The 24,535-nt window shown below is 39.7% G+C and carries 10 protein-coding genes; all 10 read left to right on the forward strand.

Annotated features, from left to right (window positions below; all coding sequences use genetic code 11):
- Window positions 1–95 precede the first annotated feature (95 nt).
- The 10 genes from RMZ42_RS03405 (at window position 96) to RMZ42_RS03450 (ending at window position 24,366) form a co-directional block, all read left to right on the forward strand.
- Window positions 96–6,290 carry a non-ribosomal peptide synthetase gene (locus tag RMZ42_RS03405; protein WP_322670080.1) on the forward strand — a complete coding sequence of 2,065 codons (6,195 nt, stop codon included), beginning with the start codon at window positions 96–98 and terminating at the stop codon, window positions 6,288–6,290.
- Window positions 6,291–6,407: 117 nt separating this feature from the next.
- Window positions 6,408–7,430, forward strand: coding sequence for a TauD/TfdA family dioxygenase (locus RMZ42_RS03410; protein ID WP_322670081.1), 1,023 nt, complete (start codon window positions 6,408–6,410; stop codon window positions 7,428–7,430).
- A 251-nt stretch (window positions 7,431–7,681) separates the two neighbouring features.
- A complete protein-coding gene (locus RMZ42_RS03415; RefSeq protein ID WP_322670082.1) occupies window positions 7,682–11,737 on the forward strand; it encodes an amino acid adenylation domain-containing protein in 4,056 nt (1,351 codons plus the stop codon).
- A gap of 11 nt (window positions 11,738–11,748) precedes the next feature.
- Window positions 11,749–13,065: an MFS transporter gene (locus RMZ42_RS03420; RefSeq protein ID WP_322670083.1), complete on the forward strand. Its 1,317-nt coding sequence runs from the start codon at window positions 11,749–11,751 to the stop codon at window positions 13,063–13,065.
- 429 nt (window positions 13,066–13,494) lie between these two features.
- Entirely contained in the window at window positions 13,495–14,721 is a 1,227-nt protein-coding gene (locus RMZ42_RS03425) for an ABC exporter membrane fusion protein (protein WP_322670084.1), read from the forward strand.
- Between the two features lie 27 nt (window positions 14,722–14,748).
- A complete protein-coding gene (gene devC, locus RMZ42_RS03430; protein WP_322670085.1) occupies window positions 14,749–15,906 on the forward strand; it encodes an ABC transporter permease DevC in 1,158 nt (385 codons plus the stop codon).
- A gap of 84 nt (window positions 15,907–15,990) precedes the next feature.
- A complete protein-coding gene (locus RMZ42_RS03435; protein ID WP_322670086.1) occupies window positions 15,991–16,686 on the forward strand; it encodes a DevA family ABC transporter ATP-binding protein in 696 nt (231 codons plus the stop codon).
- Window positions 16,687–16,983: 297 nt separating this feature from the next.
- Complete coding sequence (locus RMZ42_RS03440; RefSeq protein WP_322670087.1) at window positions 16,984–18,471, forward strand: serine/threonine-protein kinase; 1,488 nt, start codon at window positions 16,984–16,986, stop codon at window positions 18,469–18,471.
- 378 nt (window positions 18,472–18,849) lie between these two features.
- Window positions 18,850–19,395 (forward strand): hypothetical protein, encoded by a 546-nt coding sequence (locus tag RMZ42_RS03445; protein WP_322670088.1) that lies wholly within the window; start codon window positions 18,850–18,852, stop codon window positions 19,393–19,395.
- A 57-nt stretch (window positions 19,396–19,452) separates the two neighbouring features.
- Window positions 19,453–24,366 (forward strand): polyketide synthase, encoded by a 4,914-nt coding sequence (locus tag RMZ42_RS03450; protein WP_322670089.1) that lies wholly within the window; start codon window positions 19,453–19,455, stop codon window positions 24,364–24,366.
- The last annotated feature ends 169 nt before the right edge of the window (window positions 24,367–24,535 follow it).

Below are 24,535 nucleotides of genomic sequence, written 5' to 3' on the forward strand. Positions count from 1 at the left end.
TATTGAGCTTGCCCTATAGAAGTTTTGACCTACACTAGCCACTTACGTTGTGTAACTTTACTAAAGTTATCTTTTTAAATAAAAGCAATAAATTTATGAGTGATTTACTAAAGCGTTTAGAACATCTATCGCCTCAAAAACGCGAACTTGTTCTGCAAAAATTGTTGGCACAGCAATCTTCTCCAATCAACAATAAACCTAAAGTTCCACGAATTGAATCTGTTAGCACTGATAAACTAATTCCTTTATCTTTTCCTCAACAAAGACTTTGGTTTCTCGACCAAATAGAGGGTAATAGCGCTGCATATAATATGGCTGCTGCGGTAGAAATTACTGGTAATTTGCAAGTATATATCCTCGAAAAAATTATTACAGAAATCATTCAACGTCATGCAATACTTCGCACTAAATTTAAAACAATTGATGGAAATGCTGTCCAGATAATTACACCTTGTTTAACAATAGCTGTTCCAGTAATTGACTTACAAACATTGCCAGCAGAAGAACAGTTTGCCGAGGTAGAATGTTTGGCAATTGAGGAGCAACTACAACCTTTTGACCTGACAAAAGATTGTTTGTTGCGAGTGACATTACTACATTTGGCATCAGAGTCTTATGTATTGCTAGTAACGATGCACCATATTGTTTCTGATGGCTGGTCGATGGGGGTATTTCTTCAAGAGTTTTCCAGTTTATACACAGCTTTTTCTCAAAATCAACCTTCTCCACTACCGGAATTAGCCATCCAATATGCTGATTTTGCTCATTGGCAGAGGCAATGGTTGCAAGGTGAGGTATTAGAAAATCAACTCAACTACTGGCGGCAGCAGTTAGCTGGTATCCCACCAATATTAGAATTACCTACAGACCGTCCGCGTCCTCCAGTTCAAACCTTTCAAGGTCAAACTTTACATTTTGAACTCAACCAAAATCTTACAAAACAATTAAATATCCTGTGTCAAAAGTCAGGGGCAACTATGTTTATGACCCTGATGGCAGCTTTTGTAACTTTACTGTTCCGCTATAGTAACCAGTCAGATATTGTTATCGGTTCCCCGATTGCCAACCGCGATCGCCAGGAAACACACTCACTAATTGGTTTATTTGTCAATACATTAGTACTGCGGACTAATTTAGAAGGAAATCCGAGTTTTGCAGAATTACTAGAAAGGGTGCGACAAGTTGCTTTAGATGCCTATGCTCATCAAGATATGCCTTTAGAGAGATTAGTTGAAGCTTTGCAACCAGAGCGATCGCTTTCTCACATGCCTTTATTCCAAGTAGCATTTGCCATGCAGAATGCACCGATGGGTAAATTAGAATTACCCAACTTGAGCTTAAATCTCTTAAAAATCGAAAATCGTACAGCGAAATTCGATCTGACGTTATCAATGCAAGAAACCGAGTCAGGACTTTTAGGAGAATGGGAATTCAATAGCGATTTATTTGATGCTACGACTATTAGCCGCATGGCAGGACATTTTCAGACTTTGCTGGAAAATGTTGTGGCTAACCCTCAGCAAAAAATTGCGGAATTATCATTATTAAGTGCTAGGGAGCAGCACCAGTTACTTGTAGAGTGGAACGATACCCAAACTGATTATCCCCAAGGTAAATGCATTCATCAGTTGTTTGAAGAGTGGGTAGAACAAACACCAGATGCAGTGGCGGTAGTCTTTGAGAATCAGCAACTTACTTACCGAGAGTTAAATCATCGCGCCAACCAATTAGCACACCAGTTGCAAAACTTAGGTGTAAAACCAGATGTCCTGGTGGGTATCTGTGTTGAACGTTCCCTAGAGATGATCGTTGGGTTATTAGGGATTCTCAAAGCAGGTGGTGCTTATGTACCTTTAGATCCTAATTATCCGAGCGATCGCTTGGCTTTTATGCTCGATGATGCTCAATTACCAGTGCTATTGACACAACAGCGATTGGTTGAGAAGTTACCACAGCATCAAGCAGTCACAATTTGCCTGGATGCAGACTGGAACCAAATTGCCAACAATAGCAGCTCTAATCCTGTTAGTGCAGTTACCGCTTCTAATTTAGCGTATGTAATTTATACCTCTGGGTCAACGGGTAAACCCAAGGGCGTGATGGTGGCACATACTGGGTTATGTAACTTAGTAATAGCGCAAATTCAGATTTATAACGTCCAAACTGATAGTCGCATTCTCCAGTTTGCCTCCTTTAGTTTTGACGCTTCTATTTTTGAAGTTGTGATGGCTCTGGGAACGGGAGCTAGACTTTACCTGGGAACAAAAGAATCTTTATTGCCTGGTTCATCGTTAATTGAACTATTGCAAAACTACGGCATTACCCACATCACTTTACCACCATCAGCTTTAGCGGTCTTACCTGCCGAAGAACTCCCAGCTTTGCAGAATATTACTGTAGCCGGAGAAGCTTGTCCTCCCGACTTGGTTGAACGTTGGTCTTGTGGTCGGCGTTTCTTCAATGCCTACGGCCCAACAGAAGCGACTGTCTGGTCAACAGTTGCAGAATGCAGGGGTAACATCACTAACAAACCCCCCATTGGTCGTCCAATTGCCAATACACAAATATATTTGCTCGATGGAAATTTGCAACCTGTACCCGTTGGTGTTTCTGGGGAACTGCATATTGGTGGCATTGGATTAGCCAGAGGTTATCTCAACCGTCCTGAGTTGACACAACAAAAATTCATTCTTCACCCCTTTCAAAGAGGCAGGGGAGCAGGGGAGCAGGGGAGCAGGGGGGAAACAGAAGACCAATCCTTTAATTCCAAACGCCTCTATAAAACTGGGGATTTGGCACGTTATTTACCTGATGGTAATATTGAGTACTTAGGACGTATCGACCATCAAGTTAAATTACGCGGCTTTCGCATTGAATTAGGAGAAATTGAAGCTTTACTCAGCCAACACCCAGGCGTAATTCAAAATACAATCATTGTCCGTGAAGATATCCCTGGCAGTCAACGTTTAGTTGCTTATACAGTTCCTAATTCAGACCAAGTACCAACAATTAGTGACCTGCGACGATTCCTGAAGGAACGGCTACCTGAGTACATGGTACCGTCGGCTTTTGTGATGTTAGATACTCTGCCTTTAACACCAAACGGCAAAGTAGACCGTCGGGCATTACCTGCACCAGAATCCCGTCCTGAGTTAGAAGTCAACTTTGTAGCTCCACGTACCCCACAAGAAGAAAAGTTAGCAGCGATATGGGCGGATGTGTTGAGATTGCAGCAAGTTGGGATTCACGATAACTTCTTTGAAATTGGTGGCGATTCTATCCTGAGCTTGCAAATTATTGCCAGAGCCAACCAAGCCGGAATTCAATTAAATATCAAGCAGTTATTTCAGCATCAGACAATAGCTGAGTTGGCTGCTGTGGAAAACACAACACAGAGTATCAAAGCAGAACAAGGTTTAATTACAGGTTCCTTACCATTAACACCTATCCAGCATTGGTTTTTTGCACAAAATCTACCTCAACCAGCCCATTTTAATCAGTCAGTGTTGTTGGAAGTACCAGCAGACCTGAAACCAGAAATATTAGAACAAGCCTTGCAGCAATTATTATTGCACCACGATGCTTTACGTTTGAGATTTATCCAAGAAGGGGAAAGCTGGTTACAAACTAATGCTGATGCTGATGGTACAGTAACTTTAACTTGTGTAGATTTATCAGCCATGTCTGCGACAGGGCGAAGCGCGATCGCCTCACAAGAAAAACAAGCAGCCCTAGAAACTACTGCTAACAGGCTACAGGCTAGCTTAAATCTGTCACAACAGTTAATGCAAGCTGCCCTGTTCAACTTTGGTGCCGAACAACCCGCTAGATTGCTGATCGTTGTGCATCACTTAGCTGTGGATGGTGTTTCGTGGCGAATTTTGGTAGAAGACTTATTTAATGCTTATCAACAACTAAATCGGGGAGAAACAATTCAACTTCCAGCCAAAACATCTTCCTTCAAAGAATGGTCGCATCGCTTAGTTGAATATAGCAACTCAGAAGCACTCGCAGCCGAAATAGACTTTTGGTTGGCTCAGTCATCCGGCTCTACTTCTTTGCCTGTAGACTATACTCAAGCAGTTAATACCGTTGTTTCATCTGCACAAGTTTCGGTATCTCTCAACGAAGAACAAACCCGTGCTTTGCTGCAAGAAGTTCCTGCTGTTTACAACACCCAAATTAACGATGTGTTGTTAACTGCTTTGGTACAAAGTTTTGCTCAATGGACTGGTGAATCTTCCCTACTCGTTGATGTTGAAGGTCACGGACGAGAAGAACTGTTTGCAGACATCGATTTGTCGCGCACTGTCGGGTGGTTTACTTGTCTTTTCCCCATTAAATTAGAATTGGCAGCGATCGCCGATGCTGGTAAAACTTTAAAATCAATTAAAGAACAACTACGCCCTTGCCAAAAACGGGGTATTAACTACGGGATTCTCCGCTATCTCAGTCCCAATTCAGCAATTCGCCATCAACTCGCAACTGTACCCCAAGCACAAGTTAGTTTCAACTACTTGGGACAATTTGACCAATTATCGGAATCTGGATCGTGGAAATTGACCCAAGAATCTGCTGGTGCAGAGCAAAGCAAATTAGGCGATCGCACTCACTTACTAGAAGTTAACGCCTTAGTAGCATCAGGTAAGCTGCAACTTAATTGGACTTATAGCCAAAACATTTACCAACAATCGACTATTGAGGCTTTAGCTGCTGGTTTCATCAATGCACTAACAGATATTATCAATCACTGTCAGTCTGCTAATGTTGGTGGTTATACACCTTCAGATTTTCCCGAAGCTGAGTTAACTCAAAAATATCTGGACAATTTGATTGCAGAAATGGCAATCCGTGACACAGCCAGCAAAAAGAAAAATATTGAGTCGATTTATCCCCTTTCCCCGATGCAGCAAGGTATTCTCTTTCATAGCCTGTATGACCCAGAGTCTGGGGTGTATTGCGAACAGTTAAGCTGCACTCTCCACGGATATATTAATCCAACAGCCTTTGCCCAAGCTTGGCAACGAGTAGTTGAGCGTCATCCAGCTTTGCGTACCTTCTTTGTCTGGGATAATCTTGACAAGCCGCACCAAGTCGTTTGCAAAACTGTAAATCTACCTTTTGCTGCTGATGACTGGCGTTCTCTATCGCCTACCCAGCAACAAGAACAACTTACAGCTTTTCAAGAAGCAGATAGAAACAGGGGTTTTGAACTTAACCAAGCTCCCTTGATGCGTTGTAGTCTCATCCAAACAGCAGATGATACTTACGAATTTGTCTGGACTTTCCATCATTTGTTGATAGATGGATGGTCTTTACCTATCGTGGTTCAAGAAGCTTTTGCTTTCTATGAAGCTGCGAATCGGGGTAATGATTTATATCTAAAAACCCCCCGTCCCTTCCGAGATTATATAACTTGGTTGCAACAACAAGACCTTTCCCAAGCCAAAGAATTTTGGAAGCGATCGCTTCAAGGTTTTACAGCCCCAACTTTACTAATTGCAGATAAGTCTGTTGTTCACAATTCCCAGCAAAAGCAAACTTATCACGAGCAGCATATTCAATTATCACAAGCATTAACAACTACGCTGGAATCTCTAGCTAGACAACATCAATTGACTCTTAACACTGTAGTACAAGGAATTTGGGCACTGTTACTCAGCCATTACAGCAGTCAAAAAGATGTAGTATTTGGCACAACTGTATCCGGTCGACCTCCATCTCTTGTGGGTGTAGAAACTATGGTAGGCATGTTTATCAATGCGTTACCAGTACGGGTACAAGTATTAGAAGATTCTCAAATATTACCTTGGCTGAAAAATTTACACATACAGCAGGTAGAACGGGAGCAATACTCTTATACTCCCTTAGTGGAAATTCAACGGGTAAGTGAAATAGTTAGCGGCACACCAATGTTTGAGACTAACGTCGCATTTTATAATTACCCGGTAGATCCTGCTTTGCAAAATTCCAATAGGGGCTTAAAAATTGACAACATCAGTAATTATGAACGCACAAAATATCCTTTGATGTTAGTAATTATGCCTGGTGAAAATTTATCTGTGGGACTGAGCTATGAAGGCAACCGCTTTACTCACGATACTATTGCTGACATTCTAGACAACTTTGCAACTATTGCTAACAAAATTACTGAACAGCCTGATGCTAAGTTGAAAACATTAGCAGAAATACTTGTCCAAGCAGACAAACAAAAACAACTCATCAAAGACCAAAAAATGGCAGCAACAGCAATTAATAAGTTGAACAAATTCAAACGTAAATCCGCTTAAGTTTCTGGCGTTGCTAATCAAGTGTAAATGTTCCTCACGCAGAGAAGCAAAGCATAGTCTTTTATCCTCTGCGTCTCTGCGTGAAACAAAAAAATATATTAACCAACACGAATCAAAATGAACGACTTAGAACTAACAACAAACAGCATCAAAAAACTACAAATCGGCAAGCGCAAAGTAGTTGAAAAATTAGTCAACATAGAACTGCTCAACTCAGCCAATCCTCTACCGTTAGTTATTTCACCTGCTGTAGATGGAATCAATTTAATTAATTGGACGCAGCAAAACCGCGATCTGATTGAAACTAATTTACTTAAAAATGGTGGCATACTTTTCCGAAATTTCCACGTCAATACAGTCGAAGATTTCCAAAGGTTTGTGCAGGTGGCTTCAACCGGAGAACTCTTAGATTACACCTATCGTTCAACGCCACGCACAGAAGTAAGCGATAAAATCTACACTTCAACTGAATATCCCGCAGATGAAGCAATTCCCCTACATAACGAAAATGCTTACTCTCCCATTTATCCCATGAAGATATGGTTTTTCTGCGTTAAAGCATCTGAAATTGGCGGAGAAACACCAATCGCTGATAGCCGTAAAATTTTTGAACGCATCAACCCGTCTATCAAAGAACGGTTTATCGAAAAGAAAGTTATGTATGTGCGAAATTATGGCGATTTAGATTTGCCTTGGCAAGAAGTTTTTCAAACCACAAATAAATCTGAGGTAGAAAGTCATTGCCGCAAGTTGGGTATCTCTTTTGAATGGACAGGTAACAATACCCTCAGAACAAGCCAAGTTTGTCAAGCTGTTGCCAGACATCCAAAAACTGGTGAAATGGTATGGTTTAACCAAGCTCATTTGTTCCATATTTCCAGCTTGAAAGTAGAAGTACGCGACTCATTGTCTGCATTACTCAAAGAAGATGAATTTCCTCGCAATGCCTATTATGGTGATGGTTCTCCTATTGAAGTCTCTGTTTTAGATGAAATCCGGGAAATATATCGCCAAGAAGCAGTTATTTATCCTTGGCAGGAAGGAGATGTGTTGATGCTGGACAATATGTTGGCAGCACATGGACGGATGCCATTCGTCGGCAAAAGAAAAATTGTAGTTGCGATGGCAGAATCTTGTTAAAGCAGTTTTCTTTTGCTTTTTTTCAACGCAAAGGTACGCGGAGGTTAGCGCAAAGGTACGCAGAGGGTTTTTAATGTTATCCTCCCAAATGCTTATTAGGTAAGTATTTGGGAGTTTTTGTTTAAAATCTGGCAACTTACAGCATAAATTGATTTGACTACCCCTATTAAAACATTGATGCAGGTGCGACTTCGTTCAATTTACATAACTTGTATCGCCAGTATTGATTAATTGAAAAGGATTTCAATTTTATGCACGCTGAAATGACCAATTTGATTCGCATTTCTCCTCAGCAAAAGCATTTATGGTTGCAACAAAAGGATAATTATCAAGCTTATTGCTCCCAAATTGCGATAAATATCGGAGGTAATCTTAACCCTGATATTCTTAAATTAGCTTTAGCAAATATCAGCGATCGCCACGAAATATTTCGCACTGCTTTTCATTCCTTACCAGGTATGAATATTCCATTACAATCAATTAGCGATGCTCCGAAGAGAGCTGCCAAGGGCGATCGCAGCACAATTTCACTTGGAGAAGACGACTGGAGTAGTTTAACTTCTCAAGTACAACAAGCTAAAATTGATGCGCTTTTCCAAGATCAAAGCCTCCGAGTTTTTGATTTTGAACAAGCCGCAAGTTTACATTTTATCTTAAGTAAATTAGCTTCAGACAAGCATATACTGTTTATCAGCTTGCCTGCTTTATATGCAGATATAACAACACTCAATAATCTTATATGTGAAATCGGTCGTTCTTATACAGCATGTTTACACGGCGAAGAACTATCAGATGAAGCGATGCAATATGCAGATATTTCTGAATGGCTAAATGAATTATTAGAGTCTGAGGAGACAGAGACAGCAAGAACTTATTGGCATCAGCAAGATATTTCTTCTGTATTAAATTTGCGAATTCCCTTTGAAAGTAAAAATGTCAATCAGTCATCTGGAGAAATTGTATTTGTACCTCAATCGCTCTTTTTGAAGGTTAATCGAGATACGGTAGAAAAACTGGAAATATTGCAAGAAAATTATCAAACTTCAATTGAAGCAATTTTATTAGCTTGTTGGCAAGTACTACTTTGGCGGTTAAGCGGTCAGTCTGATATTGTGATTGGGACTGCTAGCGATGGACGCGAATATGACGAATTAAAAGAAGTTTTAGGACTTTTAACTAAATATTTGCCCACTCATTCGCACTTAGAGGATACTTTAAAATTCTCAAAACTTATGGAAAAAGTTTCTGAGTCTTTTCGTTTTGCCAAACAATGGCAAGAGTATTTTGACTGGGAACATCTAACCGCTACAAATGAGAAATTTGCTTCTCGTGCATTTTTTCCTTTCTGTTTTGATTTTACAAAACAATCACAGAGCTATGTAAATGCTGATATTTCCTTTTCGGAATCTAAAAAATCCGCCAACGTAGAGAAATATCAAATTAAGCTCTCCAGTGGCTACAGCCAAAATAATTTATTTTTGAATTTTGATTACGATTCTAGTTTAGTTTCAGAGGATAGTATCAAAATCATTGCTGGACAATATCTGACATTAATAGAAAGTGTCACTCATAATCCAGAAGCAGCAATCATTGATTTAAATATGATTGGTGAAAGCGATCGCCAAAAACTATTGATTGATTTTAACAATACAAAAACAGAATTTCCACAAGATAAATGTATCCATCAACTATTTGCAGAACAAGTAGAACGCACACCCAAGAACATCGCCATTGAATTTAATAACGAGCATCTCACTTATGCACAATTAAACGCCAAGTCCAACCAGCTAGCGCATCAACTACAAAAGTTGGGAGTAAAACCAGAAGTATTGGTAGGAATTTGTGTAGAACGTTCCTTAGATATGCTGATTGGTATCCTTGGTATCCTCAAAGCAGGTGGTGCATATATACCATTCGATCCCACATATCCCCAAGAACGCCTGGGATTTATGTTAGAAGATGCTCAAATTCCTATACTGTTAACTCAACAAAGACTTGTAGATAAGTTTGTTGAACATAACACCCATTTAATTTGTCTCGATCGAGATTTCCCGGAAAATGTCACACTCAGCATTGAAAATCCTGTAAGCGAAGTCACGCCTGAAAATTTAGCTTATATAATCTATACCTCTGGTTCTACAGGAAAACCCAAGGGAACTATGATTCCTCACAGAGGTTTAGTTAATTACCTGAGCTGGTCTACAAACGCTTATGCGATCGCCCAAGGTTACGGCGCTCCAGTACAATCTTCCATAGGGTTTGACGCAACGATTACCAGCTTATTCTCACCGTTATTGGTCGGACAAAGGGTAGTACTGTTGCCTGAGAAGGAAGAAATTGAAGCATTGTCAGCACTTTTGCAGTCTGATAAAAACTATAGCTTGGTTAAAATTACTCCAGCTCACCTAGAAATGCTCAATCAGATGTTACCTAACCGCGAAGGTGTAACGAAAACGAGAGCATTAATCATCGGTGGTGAAGCATTATTGGGTAAAAGCTTGAAATTTTGGCGCGATAATGCTCCAAATACCAGAATAATTAACGAATACGGCCCAACCGAAACTGTTGTTGGTTGTTGTGTTTATGAAGTTGACGAGCAAACTTCTTTATCAGGTGCAATTTTAATAGGTCGTCCTATTGCAAATACTCAACTTTACTTGCTTGATAAAAATCAAAAACTTGTACCAATTGGTGTTCCCGGCGAACTATATATTGGTGGTGCAGGAGTAGCTAGGGGTTATCTCAATCGCCCAGAATTAACACAACAGCGATTTATTCTCAATCCTTTTAGCGATGAACCTAATTCTCGCCTATATAAAACAGGGGATTTAGCGCGATATTTACCTGATGGTAATATAGAGTACCTCGGACGCATTGACCATCAAGTTAAAATTCGCGGCTTCCGCATTGAACTAGAAGAAATTGAGTCTTTACTGGCTCAACATCCCTTAGTAAATTCTGTTACGGTTATTGCCAGGGAAGATCAACCTGGAGACAAACGTTTAGTAAGTTATATTGTTCCTCAAGAGCAAGCCCCAACAAGTAGCGAACTGCGCCAATTTTTACAGGAAAAGTTACCCGAATACATGATACCTTCTGCCTTTTTAATGTTAGAGGTAATACCTCTAACCGCTCATGGCAAGGTAGACCGGCAAGCTTTACCGCAACCCGATACATCTCGTCTCGGTACACTCAAAACCGAATTTTTAGCACCACAAAATGATTTAGAACAGAAATTAGCTAATATTTGGGAAAATCTACTCAACGTCCATCCTGTGGGAGTAAAGGATAATTTCTTCGATTTGGGCGGTCACTCGCTGTTAGCTGTACGCTTAATGGCTCATCTTAACCAAGAGTTTGGTAAAAACTTGTCTTTAGCGACACTTTTCCAAAATCCTACAATTGAAAAACTGGCTAATATTCTTCGCCTAGAAACAGAAATATTATCTTGGTCTGCCTTGGTAGAAATTCAAAAAGGTAATTCCAAGTATCCTTTTTTCTGCTTACCTGGGGGTGGCGGCAATGTCCTCTATCTACATAATTTAGCTCGTTATTTAGGGGAAAACCAAACATTTTATGGGTTGCAAGCACCTGGTTTAAATGGGGAATCAGAACCATTGATTTGTGTTGAGGATATGGCAGCTTATTATATCCAGGCGATAAAAACCGTTCAGCCTGAAGGGCCATATTTTCTTGGAGGTCACTCTTTTGGAGGTATTGTTGCTTATGAAATGGCTCAACAGTTAATCAAATCAGGAAATGAGGTTGCTCTGGTTGCGATTTTAGACGCTCCGGCCCCGGTTGCTAGCGACAAACCCTTATATATTGATGTCGATGATGCAACTAGACTGACCGAAACTGCTCGTCTCATCGAACGCTGGGCAGGCAAAAACCTAGATATATCCTATGAGATGCTCCAGCCGCTAGAACTCGACGAACAATTGGAATATCTCAAAGAGCGATTAATCACCGTTGATTTACTGCCTGCTGGTACTGATACAAAGCAAGTGCGTGGTTTGGTGCAAGTTTTCGAGGCAAATCTGCAAGCTAGTATCAAATATTTACCACAAGAAGCTTATCCCAATCGCCTGACTCTGTTGCGAGCTAGCGAAGTGAATGCGGAGGATGCTGCACTTTTAACTGATTTACGCGAAGATCCCGCTTGGGGATGGGGACAGTTTTCCGCTCAAAACATCGATATTCACGTTGTTCCAGGCGACCATATTACGATGATGGCTCAACCTCATATTCTAACTGTTGCAGAACAGCTAGGAATCTGCATTGAGCAAGCAAATGTAGGTAAATAAGGAGTATTGAAATGAGCCAACATCCAAAAAATACAGGAATGCAAATTTTTACCCTCATCTGGTTTGGACAGATGATTTCCCTCATCGGCTCTCAGTTAACTAACTTTGCCTTGGGTGTATGGGTATACCAGCGAACTGGTTCGGTAACACAGTTCGCCCTCATTTCACTATTTACTAGCTTGCCCATGATTCTGATTTCCCCTGTAGCAGGTACGCTGGTAGACCAATTTCCCCGCCGTTGGATGATGGTATTTAGTGACTTAGGAGCAGGTATTTCTACGGGGGTAATTGCGATTTTGTTAGCGACAGATGATTTAGCCATTTGGCACATATACGTAGGCGCTGCCATTAGTTCCTGCTTTAGTGCCTTTCAATGGCCAGCTTATACAGCTGCTACCACTCTCCTTGTCCCGCCACAAAAACTGGCACGCGCCAACGGTATGCTGCAAATCGGGGAAGCAGCTGGTCGGTTGGTTGCACCAATGCTAGGAGGTGTACTGCTGCTGTTTCTCGAAATTGATGGCATTATCTTCATTGATTTTGCCACCTTTGTTTTTGCTCTGAGTACTCTGTTACTAGTTCCGTTTCCCAAACAGTACATTGATAGACATCGCGCCGAAAAAACTCTTTGGTTTAAGGAAGCATCCTACGGCTTGGTATATTTAGTGAAAAGAAGAGGACTGTTTGCACTGCTACTTTTCTTTGCCGTTAACAATTTTCTTGTCGGCATTGTGCAGATGCTAATTACACCTCTAGTCTTGTCTTTTGCTTCAGCTACAGACTTAGGTACAATTATGACCGCTGGTGGTGTGGGAATGCTGGTCAGTAGCGTTCTCATCAGTACAGTCAAATCGCCGCAGCATTTAATTCTCAGTATATTTACTTTTATGCTGCTAGGTGGAATCTGCATTACCTGTGCAGGATTTTATCAATCTGTTTTAGTCTTAGCACTGATAGCTTTTCTATTTTTCTTTGGTCTACCAATTATTAACAGTTCAGCCCAAGTTATTTTCCAAAAGAAAGTACCCTCCAGTCTCCAAGGTCGAGTTTTTGCAACAATCGGAGCGATCGCTAACGCGTCACAGCCTTTTGCTTACACAGTTGCAGGGCCAATGGCAGATAAAATCTTTGAGCCATTAATGACTCCGAACGGACTTTTAGCAGGAAGTATAGGAAAAATTATTGGTGTCGGTCAAGGACGTGGTATTGGTTTGATGTTTATTGTCATGGGAATACTAACTGTATTGGTAACAATTATTGCTTATCAGTATAAATCGTTGAGACTGGTAGAAAAGATTGTGCCCGATGCTATTAACCCAAGTTGCTAAGTAGAAGGCAGGAGGCAGGAGGCAGAGGGCAGAAGGTAAAACCCAATTACTGACAGGGTTTCACAGGTTGACGTTTTACATTTAATTATGTCCACCTACTTAATTGTACTTCCTTAAGTCATAAAATCCCCTCCAGATGAGAAATACGAGGGGTTTATGCTCAACGAAATAATGCCATCTATACTTAGCACTTAACACTCTTGCTCCCCCAGCTTAACTTTATTAACTGAACCATATTGGGTGGGGAAAGCCATACCACAAGACAATTTGGGATATTTTTTGATTTATCAGTTCCCAAGCAAATGCATAAAAGAATTGGCTTACCCCCTATCAAGATACAGAGCGAGATGATTCGGAATTGAAGAATATTTACGAATTACAAATCTCAACATCTAAAATTGCACGAATATTAAATGAGGTTGACCTCCAATGGACATTTTTCGCAAACCAATAAACTTTGATACAAAATCTAAAAAGTGGAGGCTAGCTTTAATAGTTCCTGTAGGACTAGCGGCTGTTGGTGTACCAACCTATATTTTTTCCACTAGCTCAAATTTTAATTTGCAATCTACGAAGCAGAGTAATATTGCCCCAGTAGTTCCAGTTCAACAACCTGTAAATCCAACAGTTGCAGCTTTGGGACGTATCCAAACAAAGGATAAAATCATTAACTTATCTGGTCCATCAGCTTTGCAAACTGCTAGGTTAGATCGGGTTGTGGTAAAAGAAGGCGATAATGTTCGTCGCGGACAATTAATTGCTGTTCTTGATAACGTCAGTCAACTGCAAACAAGCCTAAATAAAGCACAAATAGGTGTTCGAGTTGCTCAAGCGCAACTGATGCAAGCTAAAGCGGGGACTACAAAACAAGGAGAAATTGCCGCTCAACAAGCACGCATTGCAGATTTAGAAGCGCAGTTTCAAGGAGATATTAACATTCAAAAAGCTAAGATTGCTGGATTGCAAGCGCAGTTGAGAAATGCCCAGACGGAATATGCACGCTTTCAATCTTTATACGACCAAGGAGCTATATCTGCGGTCACTAAAGATACTAAAGTTTTAGCAGTAGAAACTTTGCAAGCACAATTCAAAGAAGGTAAAAGTTCTCTCAACCAAACTTTATCGTCGTTTCCCAATCAGATTAGACAAGCTAAAGCTAGCTTGGAAGAGTTAAAAGAAGTTCGTCCTGTAGATGTGCAGGTTGCTCAAAGCGAGTTGGAAAAAGCAAAAGCAGCTGTTCTGGAAGCCAAAGCTAACTTAGATTTAGCTTACGTGAAAACCCCAATGGGTGGAAAAATTTTAAAAGTTAATACTTTTCCGGGAGAAACTATTAGTGAAAAGGGAATAGTCGATCTAGCTCAAACTCAAACTATGTATGTAGTTGCAGAAATTTACGAGACTGACATTAACAAAATTAAAGTAGGTCAAAAAGCTTTGATATCGAGTATTGCATTACCTAGAAAATTTTCTGGAACTGTTGAAACAATAGGTGTCCAAATAGGTAAGAGAAATGTTGTCAACAATGACCCAGCCATCAATATAGATTCAAGAATTGCAGAAGTAAAAGTTCGCTTAAATCCCAATGATACTGACGAAGCCGCTAAGTTTATTAATCTGCAAGTCAATGTCAAATTAGAAACTGATATCAATAGTTAAGTTAAATTAATAGATAAATACTAAAATATGAGCGCTACAACACCAGTTGCTTGGTTACAATTAATTCATCGCAAATCCCGACTAGTAGTAACAATTACTGGCGTTACTTTTGCTGTGATGTTGATGTTTATTCAATTGGGTTTTCGAGACGGTCTTTTTGAAGATGCTGTTGTATTCCATAAAAAAATACAAGCAGATTTAGTACTGTTACATCGCGATACCGAGCGCTTTTTTGATATGAAAGTCTTTCCACGACGCTATTTGTATAACATCTCAGCAGTTGATGGCATCGCATCAGTTAATCCTTTCTATTTTTCCGTTACAAATTTCAAAAATCCTGAAACTTTTGTCAATAGACCAATCGCTATTGCTGGTTTTACACCCGATCAACCTGTTTTTAATTTGCCAGAAGTAAATCAACAGAAAGAACTGATAAAAGCTGCTAACACTATACTATTTGATAGACTTTCTCGACCTGAATTTGGCCCAATCGTTGCAGAATTAGAAAAGCATGGAGAAGTAATAACAGAAGTATCTAATCGCCAAATAAAAGTGAAAGGATTATTTTCTCTAGGAGGTGGGGTGATGACAGCTGATGGTGTAATCATCACCAGTGATTTAAACTACTCTGAGATTTTAAACCACCCATTAGAAAAAGTTCAGATGGGAGTCATTCAGGTTAAACCTGGTGTTGACCCTGAAAGTATAATCAAAAAAATCTCAAAAGACTTACCTCAAGACGTGAAATTAATGACTCTAGAAAATTATATCAAACTAGAGAAAGACGTTTTAGCACAATCTACACCTATAGGATTTATTTTTAATATGGGTACTGTGATTGGCTGTGTATTTGGTGGCATTATTGTTTATCAAATTCTATACACACAAATTTCTGATAGCTTATTTATTTATGCAACATTTAAAGCTATTGGATACGCAAATTCTTACTTGGTAAAGGTGGTTTTACAACAAGCAATTTTAATGTCCTTGATTGGATATATCCCTGGATTTGCTGTTTGCATGTATCTTTATAACTTTGTTCAAGAGGCTACCCGTTTACCAATGATTATGACTATTACTAGGGGTGTAACAGTTATGTTGCTCACAATTGTTATGTGTTCTCTTGCAGGAATGTTAGCGATGAATAAACTTCGTTCTGCTGACCCTGCCGAACTTTTTGGCTAAAGTCATACCATCATTAATAACCTTAGCCTTTTCGGAATATTTACACCACAAATTTATCTATCCTCTAATTTTGAGGTAATCACTATGTCACAAGGTTCTATCATATCTGTTCAGCATCTCAACCACTACTTTGGTAAAGGCTCATTACGAAAACAGGTTTTATTTGATGTTAGCTTGTCAATTCAATCTGGTGAAATTGTAATTTTGACTGGCCCTTCTGGCTCAGGTAAAACAACTTTATTAAGTCTAATGGCTGGTTTACGGAGTGTGCAAGAAGGTAGCGTGAAAGTTTTGGAAAGGGAAATATATCGAGCTAGCAATCAGAAGCTATTACAACTACGCCGTCAAACTGGATATATTTTCCAAAAACATAATTTAGTACCTTTTCTAACTGCTAGTCAAAATGTACAAATGACTATGGAATTGGCTCGAAATATGTCTCGTAAAGAAATGTGTAACCGAGCAGAAGCAATGTTGGAAATAGTAGGTTTGAATCACCGCATTCATTATTATCCTGAGCAACTTTCAGAAGGACAAAAACAACGTGTGGCGTTTGCACGAGCGCTAGTTACTCAACCTAAATTAATTCTTGCTGACGAACCAACAGCATCGCTAGATAAAAACAGTACTCATACAGTCGTTGAAATTTTAAAAGAATGCGCCAGATATCAAGGTTGTTCCATTCTTTTAATTACTCATGATAATCGCATCCTTGATATGGCTGACCGCATCATTCACATGGAAGATGGTCAGTTAAAAAATGATGTACGCGCTGCCTAATAAGTAGTAGACAAAAATTCATAAGGTCAAATAAAACTTGATTTCTAGAGACCTTAACTGTAAGGTTTCTATTTACATCTAACTAAAGTAAAGCTAAATTATCTATGACAATTTAACTGCTTGGCAAGGCCATACTAGCAGTATATTTTTGATACATATGTTCTTTAGCGTTTGTTTTCCCATGAAGGAGGAAAGTTTTATTTATTCGCTAAATGTCTGTTTTCTGCATAATTCTTGAGGATGCAACACTATTAAAGAAAAAAATAATGTTTGCTCCAAATTAATCGGGTATTAGAAATGATTACAAAAATTGAGTCAGGAACTTTAATAAATAACCGTTATCAGATTCAGAAATTTCTTGGTAAGGGAGGATTTGGACGAACTTACCTAGCATTAGACAATCAGCGATTTGATGAACCTTGTGTTTTGAAAGAGTTTGTACCAACAGCGTCAAAAGCAGAAAATCTACGGAAATCCCAGGATTTATTCGAGCGTGAAGCAAAAGTTTTATACCAGATTCAGCATCCTCAAGTCCCCAAATTTTTAGCTTGGTTTATAGATAACCAACGAATCTTTATTGTTCAGGAATATATTAACGGCAAAACTTATTCTGAAATTTTCTCAGAACGCTTGGTGCAGACAGGTCAGCCTTTTTCTGAAATAGAAGTGAGAACATGGCTGACAGATGTATTGCCAGTTTTAGACTATCTCCACGAACGTAAAATAATTCACAGAGATATTTCACTAGAGAATATCATGCTACCTCATAATCAATCTAAACCTGTGTTGATTGATTTTGGCACAGTTAAAGAAAATTACACGCAGATTATGTCTGCTGATTCTCTAAACTTTTATAACTCAATTCGTATTTCAGTAGTTGGAAAGTTTGGTTATTCTCCACCTGAGCAGTTACGTTTAGGATATTCCTATCCTTCTAGTGATATCTATGCACTTGGTGTTTGTACAGTGATTCTTTTAACTGGAAAAATGCCACATGCTCTCTTAGATGAATCACTAAATTGGCAATGGCGTTCTCAAGTCAATATAAGCGATGATTTTGCCAAAATTATCGAAAAAATGTTAGTAGAAGAACCAAATGCCCGCTTTCAGTCAGCTAAAGAAATTCTCCTTGTCTTGAATAATCTAGACAGTAGTTCATCTGTTTTACCTCGTTTTGACTTCAAAATCACATCTCCGATAAAGGCTATTAAGATTCGTAGACAAAAAAAAGAAACTAATAAGGCATTAGAAGAACTATTAATTTTACAAAATTTAGAACGTAATCTGAGACAATCTAATAATATAAATGAAAATATTAGTCTGCAAAAACCTATTTATCTCAACTTAAATTTATCAGAGTATATAAAGCAAAAATCGAGTGTTAATTCTGAGTCTTCTACTCATGCCTTGATTAAAAACTCGACAATACTCACAAAAATTAATAATTTTTTAACGAAAATAACTACTAAGGAAGTAGCAGAAAATAATGAGTGTAATAACAAAATTTATATTCAACTTAACATACATAATTTTCTGGATAATTGTTCGGTAACTAGTAATTTACAGCTTTTTGAACTTCTCAAGAAAGAATATACTAACTTTGTTGGGCCAATTGCACAGCTAATTATTAATCAAGTACTAGTAAGTTTTCCAGATTGTTCTATTAAACAAATTATTGAAATATTAACAGCAGAAATTCCTGAAAAATTAATGGCAGAACAGTTTCAAAAGCACATGTATAAGATAATTGAATCAAAATTGTATATTTTACAAACTACTGAATAAGTAGCTGTAATCAACTGTATGTCAGAATAACTTTTGTAGGCGATCGCAGCTCCCAAAGCGCTTTAAATCTAGGGTTTTTCGCCACATCAATATTTATAAGTTAACTATATCGCTTATAAATCCTTTATAAATTACTTAATATTTTATTTTTTACTCTTTTCCTTCAAAGACGCTATATGAAAAGCGATGGCGGAGGCGTTCGACAAATTATTTAGGGTTTTATATATTTATTAATATTTGCTATTTACGGTTATCTTTTCTAAAAACTGCTTTTTACTTGCATAATTTTGTAGATTAGATCGGTAATATACATTGTAAGCAACTTTCCTAATCTTTTGAATGAATTTACTCATCTTAGTTATATATTAGAGTAGAAAAATGAACTTTTTAGTATTGGTTAATCAGCAGCAAGAAGAAAGACAAATTCTTGATGAAAGTAACCTCAACCTAAATAAACATTCTGTCAGGAACATAATTAGTATTCGAGGTGCTAATTATTCCACTCAAACTATTGAAAAAGCCGTAAATCAAAGCCATCCTTCCTTAAGACAAAATGCAGGAGTGGCATTTACCGTCGAAGTTAATTATCTAGAACGACTAGTAGTTATTCAGGAAGTAAAGAGAACCTATTCACGTATTCTGAACGTGGATGAAGTAATTCAAGCTATCCGTTTTGCTGTGTTGGAAGAACATGGATTGCAAATATATGCTGTAGTACTTCTAAAGGCAACTAGTCTCCCAAAAGACTCTGATGGAAAGATTGACCGTCAAACTTGTCAGAAAATTTTTCTGAATGCAACTTTGGATGCAATCCATACTTGGACAGTAAACCCTCAACAAGATTTGCAGCAACTACAGGCAGATGTAGATGCTTTGTTAGAAAACATACAAATGTCTCAACAGGCACAGTTCAAAGTCTCTTAACTTCACTATTAATTACAAACTCCGTCCATTACTAGATTTCTTATAAGGAAAAAGCAAATGATTACTAGCCTCAACAATTTTGCCAATAAAAATAATGTTAACTTTTCTACTTTAATAGGCCTTTTAACTTATAGAGCGCACAATCAACCTGAGCAAACAGCTTATACTTTTCTTGTTGATGGAGAAACAGAAAGCGTTAACTTAACTTATCAAGAATTAGATCGAAAAGCACGCGCGATCGCTACTCAACTTCTGCAACAGGGAGTACCAGGTTCGCGGGCTTTGTTACTGTATCCACCTGGACTAGAATTTATCGCCGCCTTTTTTGGTTGTTTATATGCTGGTTTTGTCGCAGTTCCAGCTTATCCACCCCGACGCAATCAAAAAATGTCTAGGCTACAGGCGATCGTAGCTGATGCTGAAGCGGTAGTAGCATTGACTACAGAATCTATATTGACAACCATCTCGCCTCAATTAGCTGAAAATATTACATTGGCGGTGATACCCTGGATCGCAACTGATAGTATTAACATCGGTATAGTTGAAAATTGGCAGCATCCAAATGTCAATAGTGATACTTTGGCTTTTCTGCAATACACTTCGGGTTCTACTGGCACACCGAAAGGAGTAATGATTACCCACGGTAATTTATTGCATAATTCCCAATTAATCTATAACTTTTATCAACACACACCCCAAAGCCAAGGTGTAATTTGGCTGCCACCATATCACGATATGGGATTAATTGGCGGGGTTTTGCAACCGATATATGGTGGTTTTCCAGTAACGCTGATGGCACCGGTTGCTTTTCTGCAAAAGCCTTTCCGTTGGTTGCAGGCGATTTCTAATTACAAAGCAACTACCAGTGGCGGCCCAGATTTTGCTTATGACCTCGCCTGTCGCCAAATTACCCCCGAACAACTAGCAAGTCTTGATTTGAGTAGTTGGAAAGTTGCGTTTACAGGTGCTGAACCGATACGGGCCGAAACACTGGAACGTTTTGCCGAAACTTTTGCTCCTTGCGGTTTCCGTCAAGAAGCTTTCTATCCTTGTTATGGGATGGCGGAAACGACTTTAATTGTATCTGGCGGTTTAACATCTGAAGTTCCAATTGTTCGTCATATTCAAACCACAGCTTTGTCACAAAACCAAGTCATAGATACTACTGCTGAAGCTGGCGGCAAAGCGATTGTTGGTTGCGGTAAAAGTAGCCCAGACCAAAAAGTATTGGTTGTAAATCCCGAATCATTTATGCCTTGTGCAGATGGACAAGTGGGAGAAGTTTGGGTATCAGGGCCTAGCGTTGCTCAAGGTTACTGGAATAATCCCGAACAAACAAAAAATACTTTTCATGCGTATCTTGCAGACAATACAACTGGCCCTTTTTTGCGGACTGGAGATTTAGGCTGTTTACAGGATGGTGAGTTGTTTATCACTGGCCGTCTCAAAGATTTAATTATTATTATGGGTCGCAACCATTATCCGCAAGATATTGAATTCACCGTGGAAAATTGTCATCCGGCACTACGTCCTGCTAGTGGTGCAGCCTTTGCAGTCGAAATCAATAACTCAGAAAGGTTGGTCATAGTCCAAGAAGTCGAACGCTCTCATCTCCGCAAACTCAACGCTGATGAAGTCATAGCAGCAATTCGTAAAGCTGTAGCCGAACACCATGACTTGCCAATTCATGCCATTGTCTTAATTAAAACAAACAGTTTGCCGAAAACTTCTTCCGGCAAAGTGCGACGCAGTACCTGCCGGGCTGAGTTGGAAGGTGGTACTCTTGATGTAGTTGCCCAGTGGAGTGCTGATGCTCCCAACAAAACGCAAGAATCAATTGCACTACAAGTAGAACAAACAGTCAACACCGAAGCGATCGCAGCTTGGTTAGTTGCAAAAGTTACTGAACAATTGCAATCTCCCCAGGAAATTAATATTGACGAACCGCTGGCACAATACGGGCTGGGTTCGTTGGCAGCCGTGAGAATTTCTGGAGAATTACAAGAATGGTTAGGACGGGAACTTTCACCGACGCTGTTATATGATTACCCTTCTATCGCTGTTTTGGCACAATATTTAGGTGATGGAGTGTCACAACCGAAGATAATAGCGCAGCCGCAAACAGAAAATAATGCGATCGCGATCGTTGGTATTGGTTGCCGTTACCCTGGTGCTAATAACCCAGAAGCCTTTTGGCAATTACTCCGTAATGGTGTTGATGCTATTAGTGAAGTACCTAAACAGCGATGGAATATCGATACTTTCTACGATCCAAACCGTGCAACACCAGGCAAAATGAATACTCGTTGGGGTGGCTTTTTAGAGCAAGTAGACCAATTTGACGCGCAATTTTTTGGCATTTCCCCACGCGAAGCAGAATCTCTCGACCCGCAACAGAGATTATTACTAGAAGTTAGCTGGGAAGCGCTAGAAAATGCAGCTTATCCACCAGATAAATTAGCAGGAACCAATACAGGTGTCTTTGTCGGGATTAGTAATTTTGATTACTCTCAGTTGCAATCCAAACAAATTACTGGATTAGATGCTTACACGGGTACAGGTAACGCTTTTAGCATCGCCGCTAACCGTATTTCCTATTTGTTAGATTTGCGCGGGCCGAGTTTGGCAGTAGATACAGCTTGTTCTTCATCTTTAGTTGCAGTTCACCAAGCTTGTCAAAGTCTGCGTCAGGGAGAATGCGAACTGGCCTTAGCTGCTGGTGTAAACTTAATTCTCACCCCACAATTGACGATTACATTTTCCCAAGCCGGGATGATGGCTAGTGATGGTCGTTGTAAAACTTTTGATGCCGATGCTGATGGTTATGTCCGGGGAGAAGGTTGTGGTGTAGTAGTTCTCAAGCGTCTTAGCGATGCGCGCCGGGATGGTGATAATATCCTGGCAGTGATTAAAGGTTCGGCAATTAATCAAGACGGACGCAGCAACGGACTGACAGCACCCAACGGCCCAGCCCAACAAGCAGTGATTCGGCAAGCGATGCAAAATGCAGGTGTGTCACCTGATGAAATCAGTTACATTGAAGCCCACGGTACTGGAACCTTTTTAGGCGATCCTATCGAAATCAATTCCCTAAAAGCTGTACTGACGCCAGGGCGATCGCCGGAAAATCCCTGTGTGATTGGTTCGGTCAAAACCAACATTGGACATTTAGAAGCAGCAGCGGGAATCGCTGGTTTAATTAAAACTGTACTATCGCTAGATCGCGAGGAAATTCCACCCCATCTGCACCTCAAACAAGTTAACCCCCACATTTCTTTGGCTGGAACGTTATCCATCCCCACTGCATGTGTACCTTGGCATCGAGACGATAAACGGCGCTTGGCTGGTGTATCTTCTTTTGGTTTTGGTGGTACTAATGCCCATGTAATTTTAGAAGAAGCACCTCTTCAAAAACAAACAGGCGGCGATGAACGGCAGATGCATCTTTTCACACTCTCTGCTAAAAGTGAAAATGCTTTGCGCGATTTAGCACGAGATTATGAAAATTATCTTAGTAATAACCCTGATGCGTCATTAGCAGATATTTGTTTTACGGCTAATACCGGACGTTCTCATTTCGAGCATCGCCTAGTTGCGATCGCTCAATCTAACATCCAATTACAAACGGGACTTGGTGCTTACACGGCTGGTAAAAAAACATCTCAGTTAGAAAGCGGTAAAATTAGCGGCAAAAAGCATCCCAAAATCGCTTTTTTATTCACAGGTCAGGGTTCCCAATATCTAAATATGGGTCGCCAACTTTACGAAACTCAACCGACCTTCCGCGCTTGTATCGACCAATGCGATGAAATTTTGCGGTCACATTTAGATAAACCTCTGCTGTCGGTTTTATATCCTAAAACTGAAAGTAGCTGCATCGATGAAACTGCCTATACCCAACCAGCTATATTTGCTGTAGAGTACGCTTTGGCGCAATTATGGAAGTCTTGGGGTGTGGAACCAACAGCAGTAATTGGTCACAGTTTCGGTGAATATGTGGCTGCTTGCATTGCTGGAGTATTTAGTTTGGAAGCAGGACTGAAGCTAGTTACCGAACGATCGCGCTTGATGGAAGAAATCAAGTCAATCGGTGCGATGGCTGCGGTGTTTGCCAATGAAGCGCAAGTGCAAGCTGTGATTGAATCTTACACAGAACTTACCATATCTGCGGTTAATGCTCCTAATAATATCACCATCTCTGGTGCGATCGCCAAAGTTGAGGCAGCGATCGCCCAATTCACAGCCCAAGGAATTGAGACTCGACGCTTGAATGTATCTCATGCTTTCCATTCTCCTTTAATGGATGAAATGCTTGATGCTTTTGAACAAGTAACAAGCCAAGTCAAATTTCAAGCACCACTGATTCCTTTAGTTTCCAATGTCACCGGGAATTTTCTACCAGCAGGACAAGTACCTGATGCCAAATACTGGCGATGCCATACGCGCCAAGCTGTAAGATTTATGGCAGGGTTGAATACTTTATTGGCAGAAGGTTACGAATTATTCATAGAAATTGGTGCTAAACCAGTTCTTTCTAGTCTGGGTAAACGTTGTCAGCAAAGCGAAGATTCGGTTTGGTTGCCTTCTTTGACTGCAAAGCGAGATAATTGGCAAACATTATTGGAAAGTGTATCAGTATTGTATCTGCGAGGAGTAGATATTGACTGGACGGGATTTGAAAGGGATTATTCGCATCAGGTACTTCCAGTTCCTACTTATGCGTTTCAAAGAAAACGTTACTGGGTTCAATCGCAAAATTCGGTTGACAGTACACAAGTAAATCTCAATAGCAATGGTTCTAAACCTGTTGCTTTTAATGGTGATGCTAGAAGAATACCATCTCAAGCATTGGTAGAAAAAATGCTCAAACAACAACTACAGATTATGTCTGAGCAATTAGAAGTTTTGCGTAGTCATAATTTGTCTACAGACAAATTCTTGCCATTCCAGAATGGAATACGGTCAAGATAAGCCCAAATTTAGCGAAAAATAGAACGGTAAGTCAGTGATTGCATAAATTAATTGACTTACCCCTATGAAAACATAGGCGATATATAGGACTCATTTTATTTTTGCGAAGCTCAGTACACATTTATTTCTTCTCTTCTTCCTTTTATATATAGCCCCTGAAAAAACTAAT

Origin of the sequence: Nostoc sp. DedQUE05 (assembly GCF_034530955.1) — a bacterium.
GTDB lineage: Bacteria > Cyanobacteriota > Cyanobacteriia > Cyanobacteriales > Nostocaceae > Nostoc.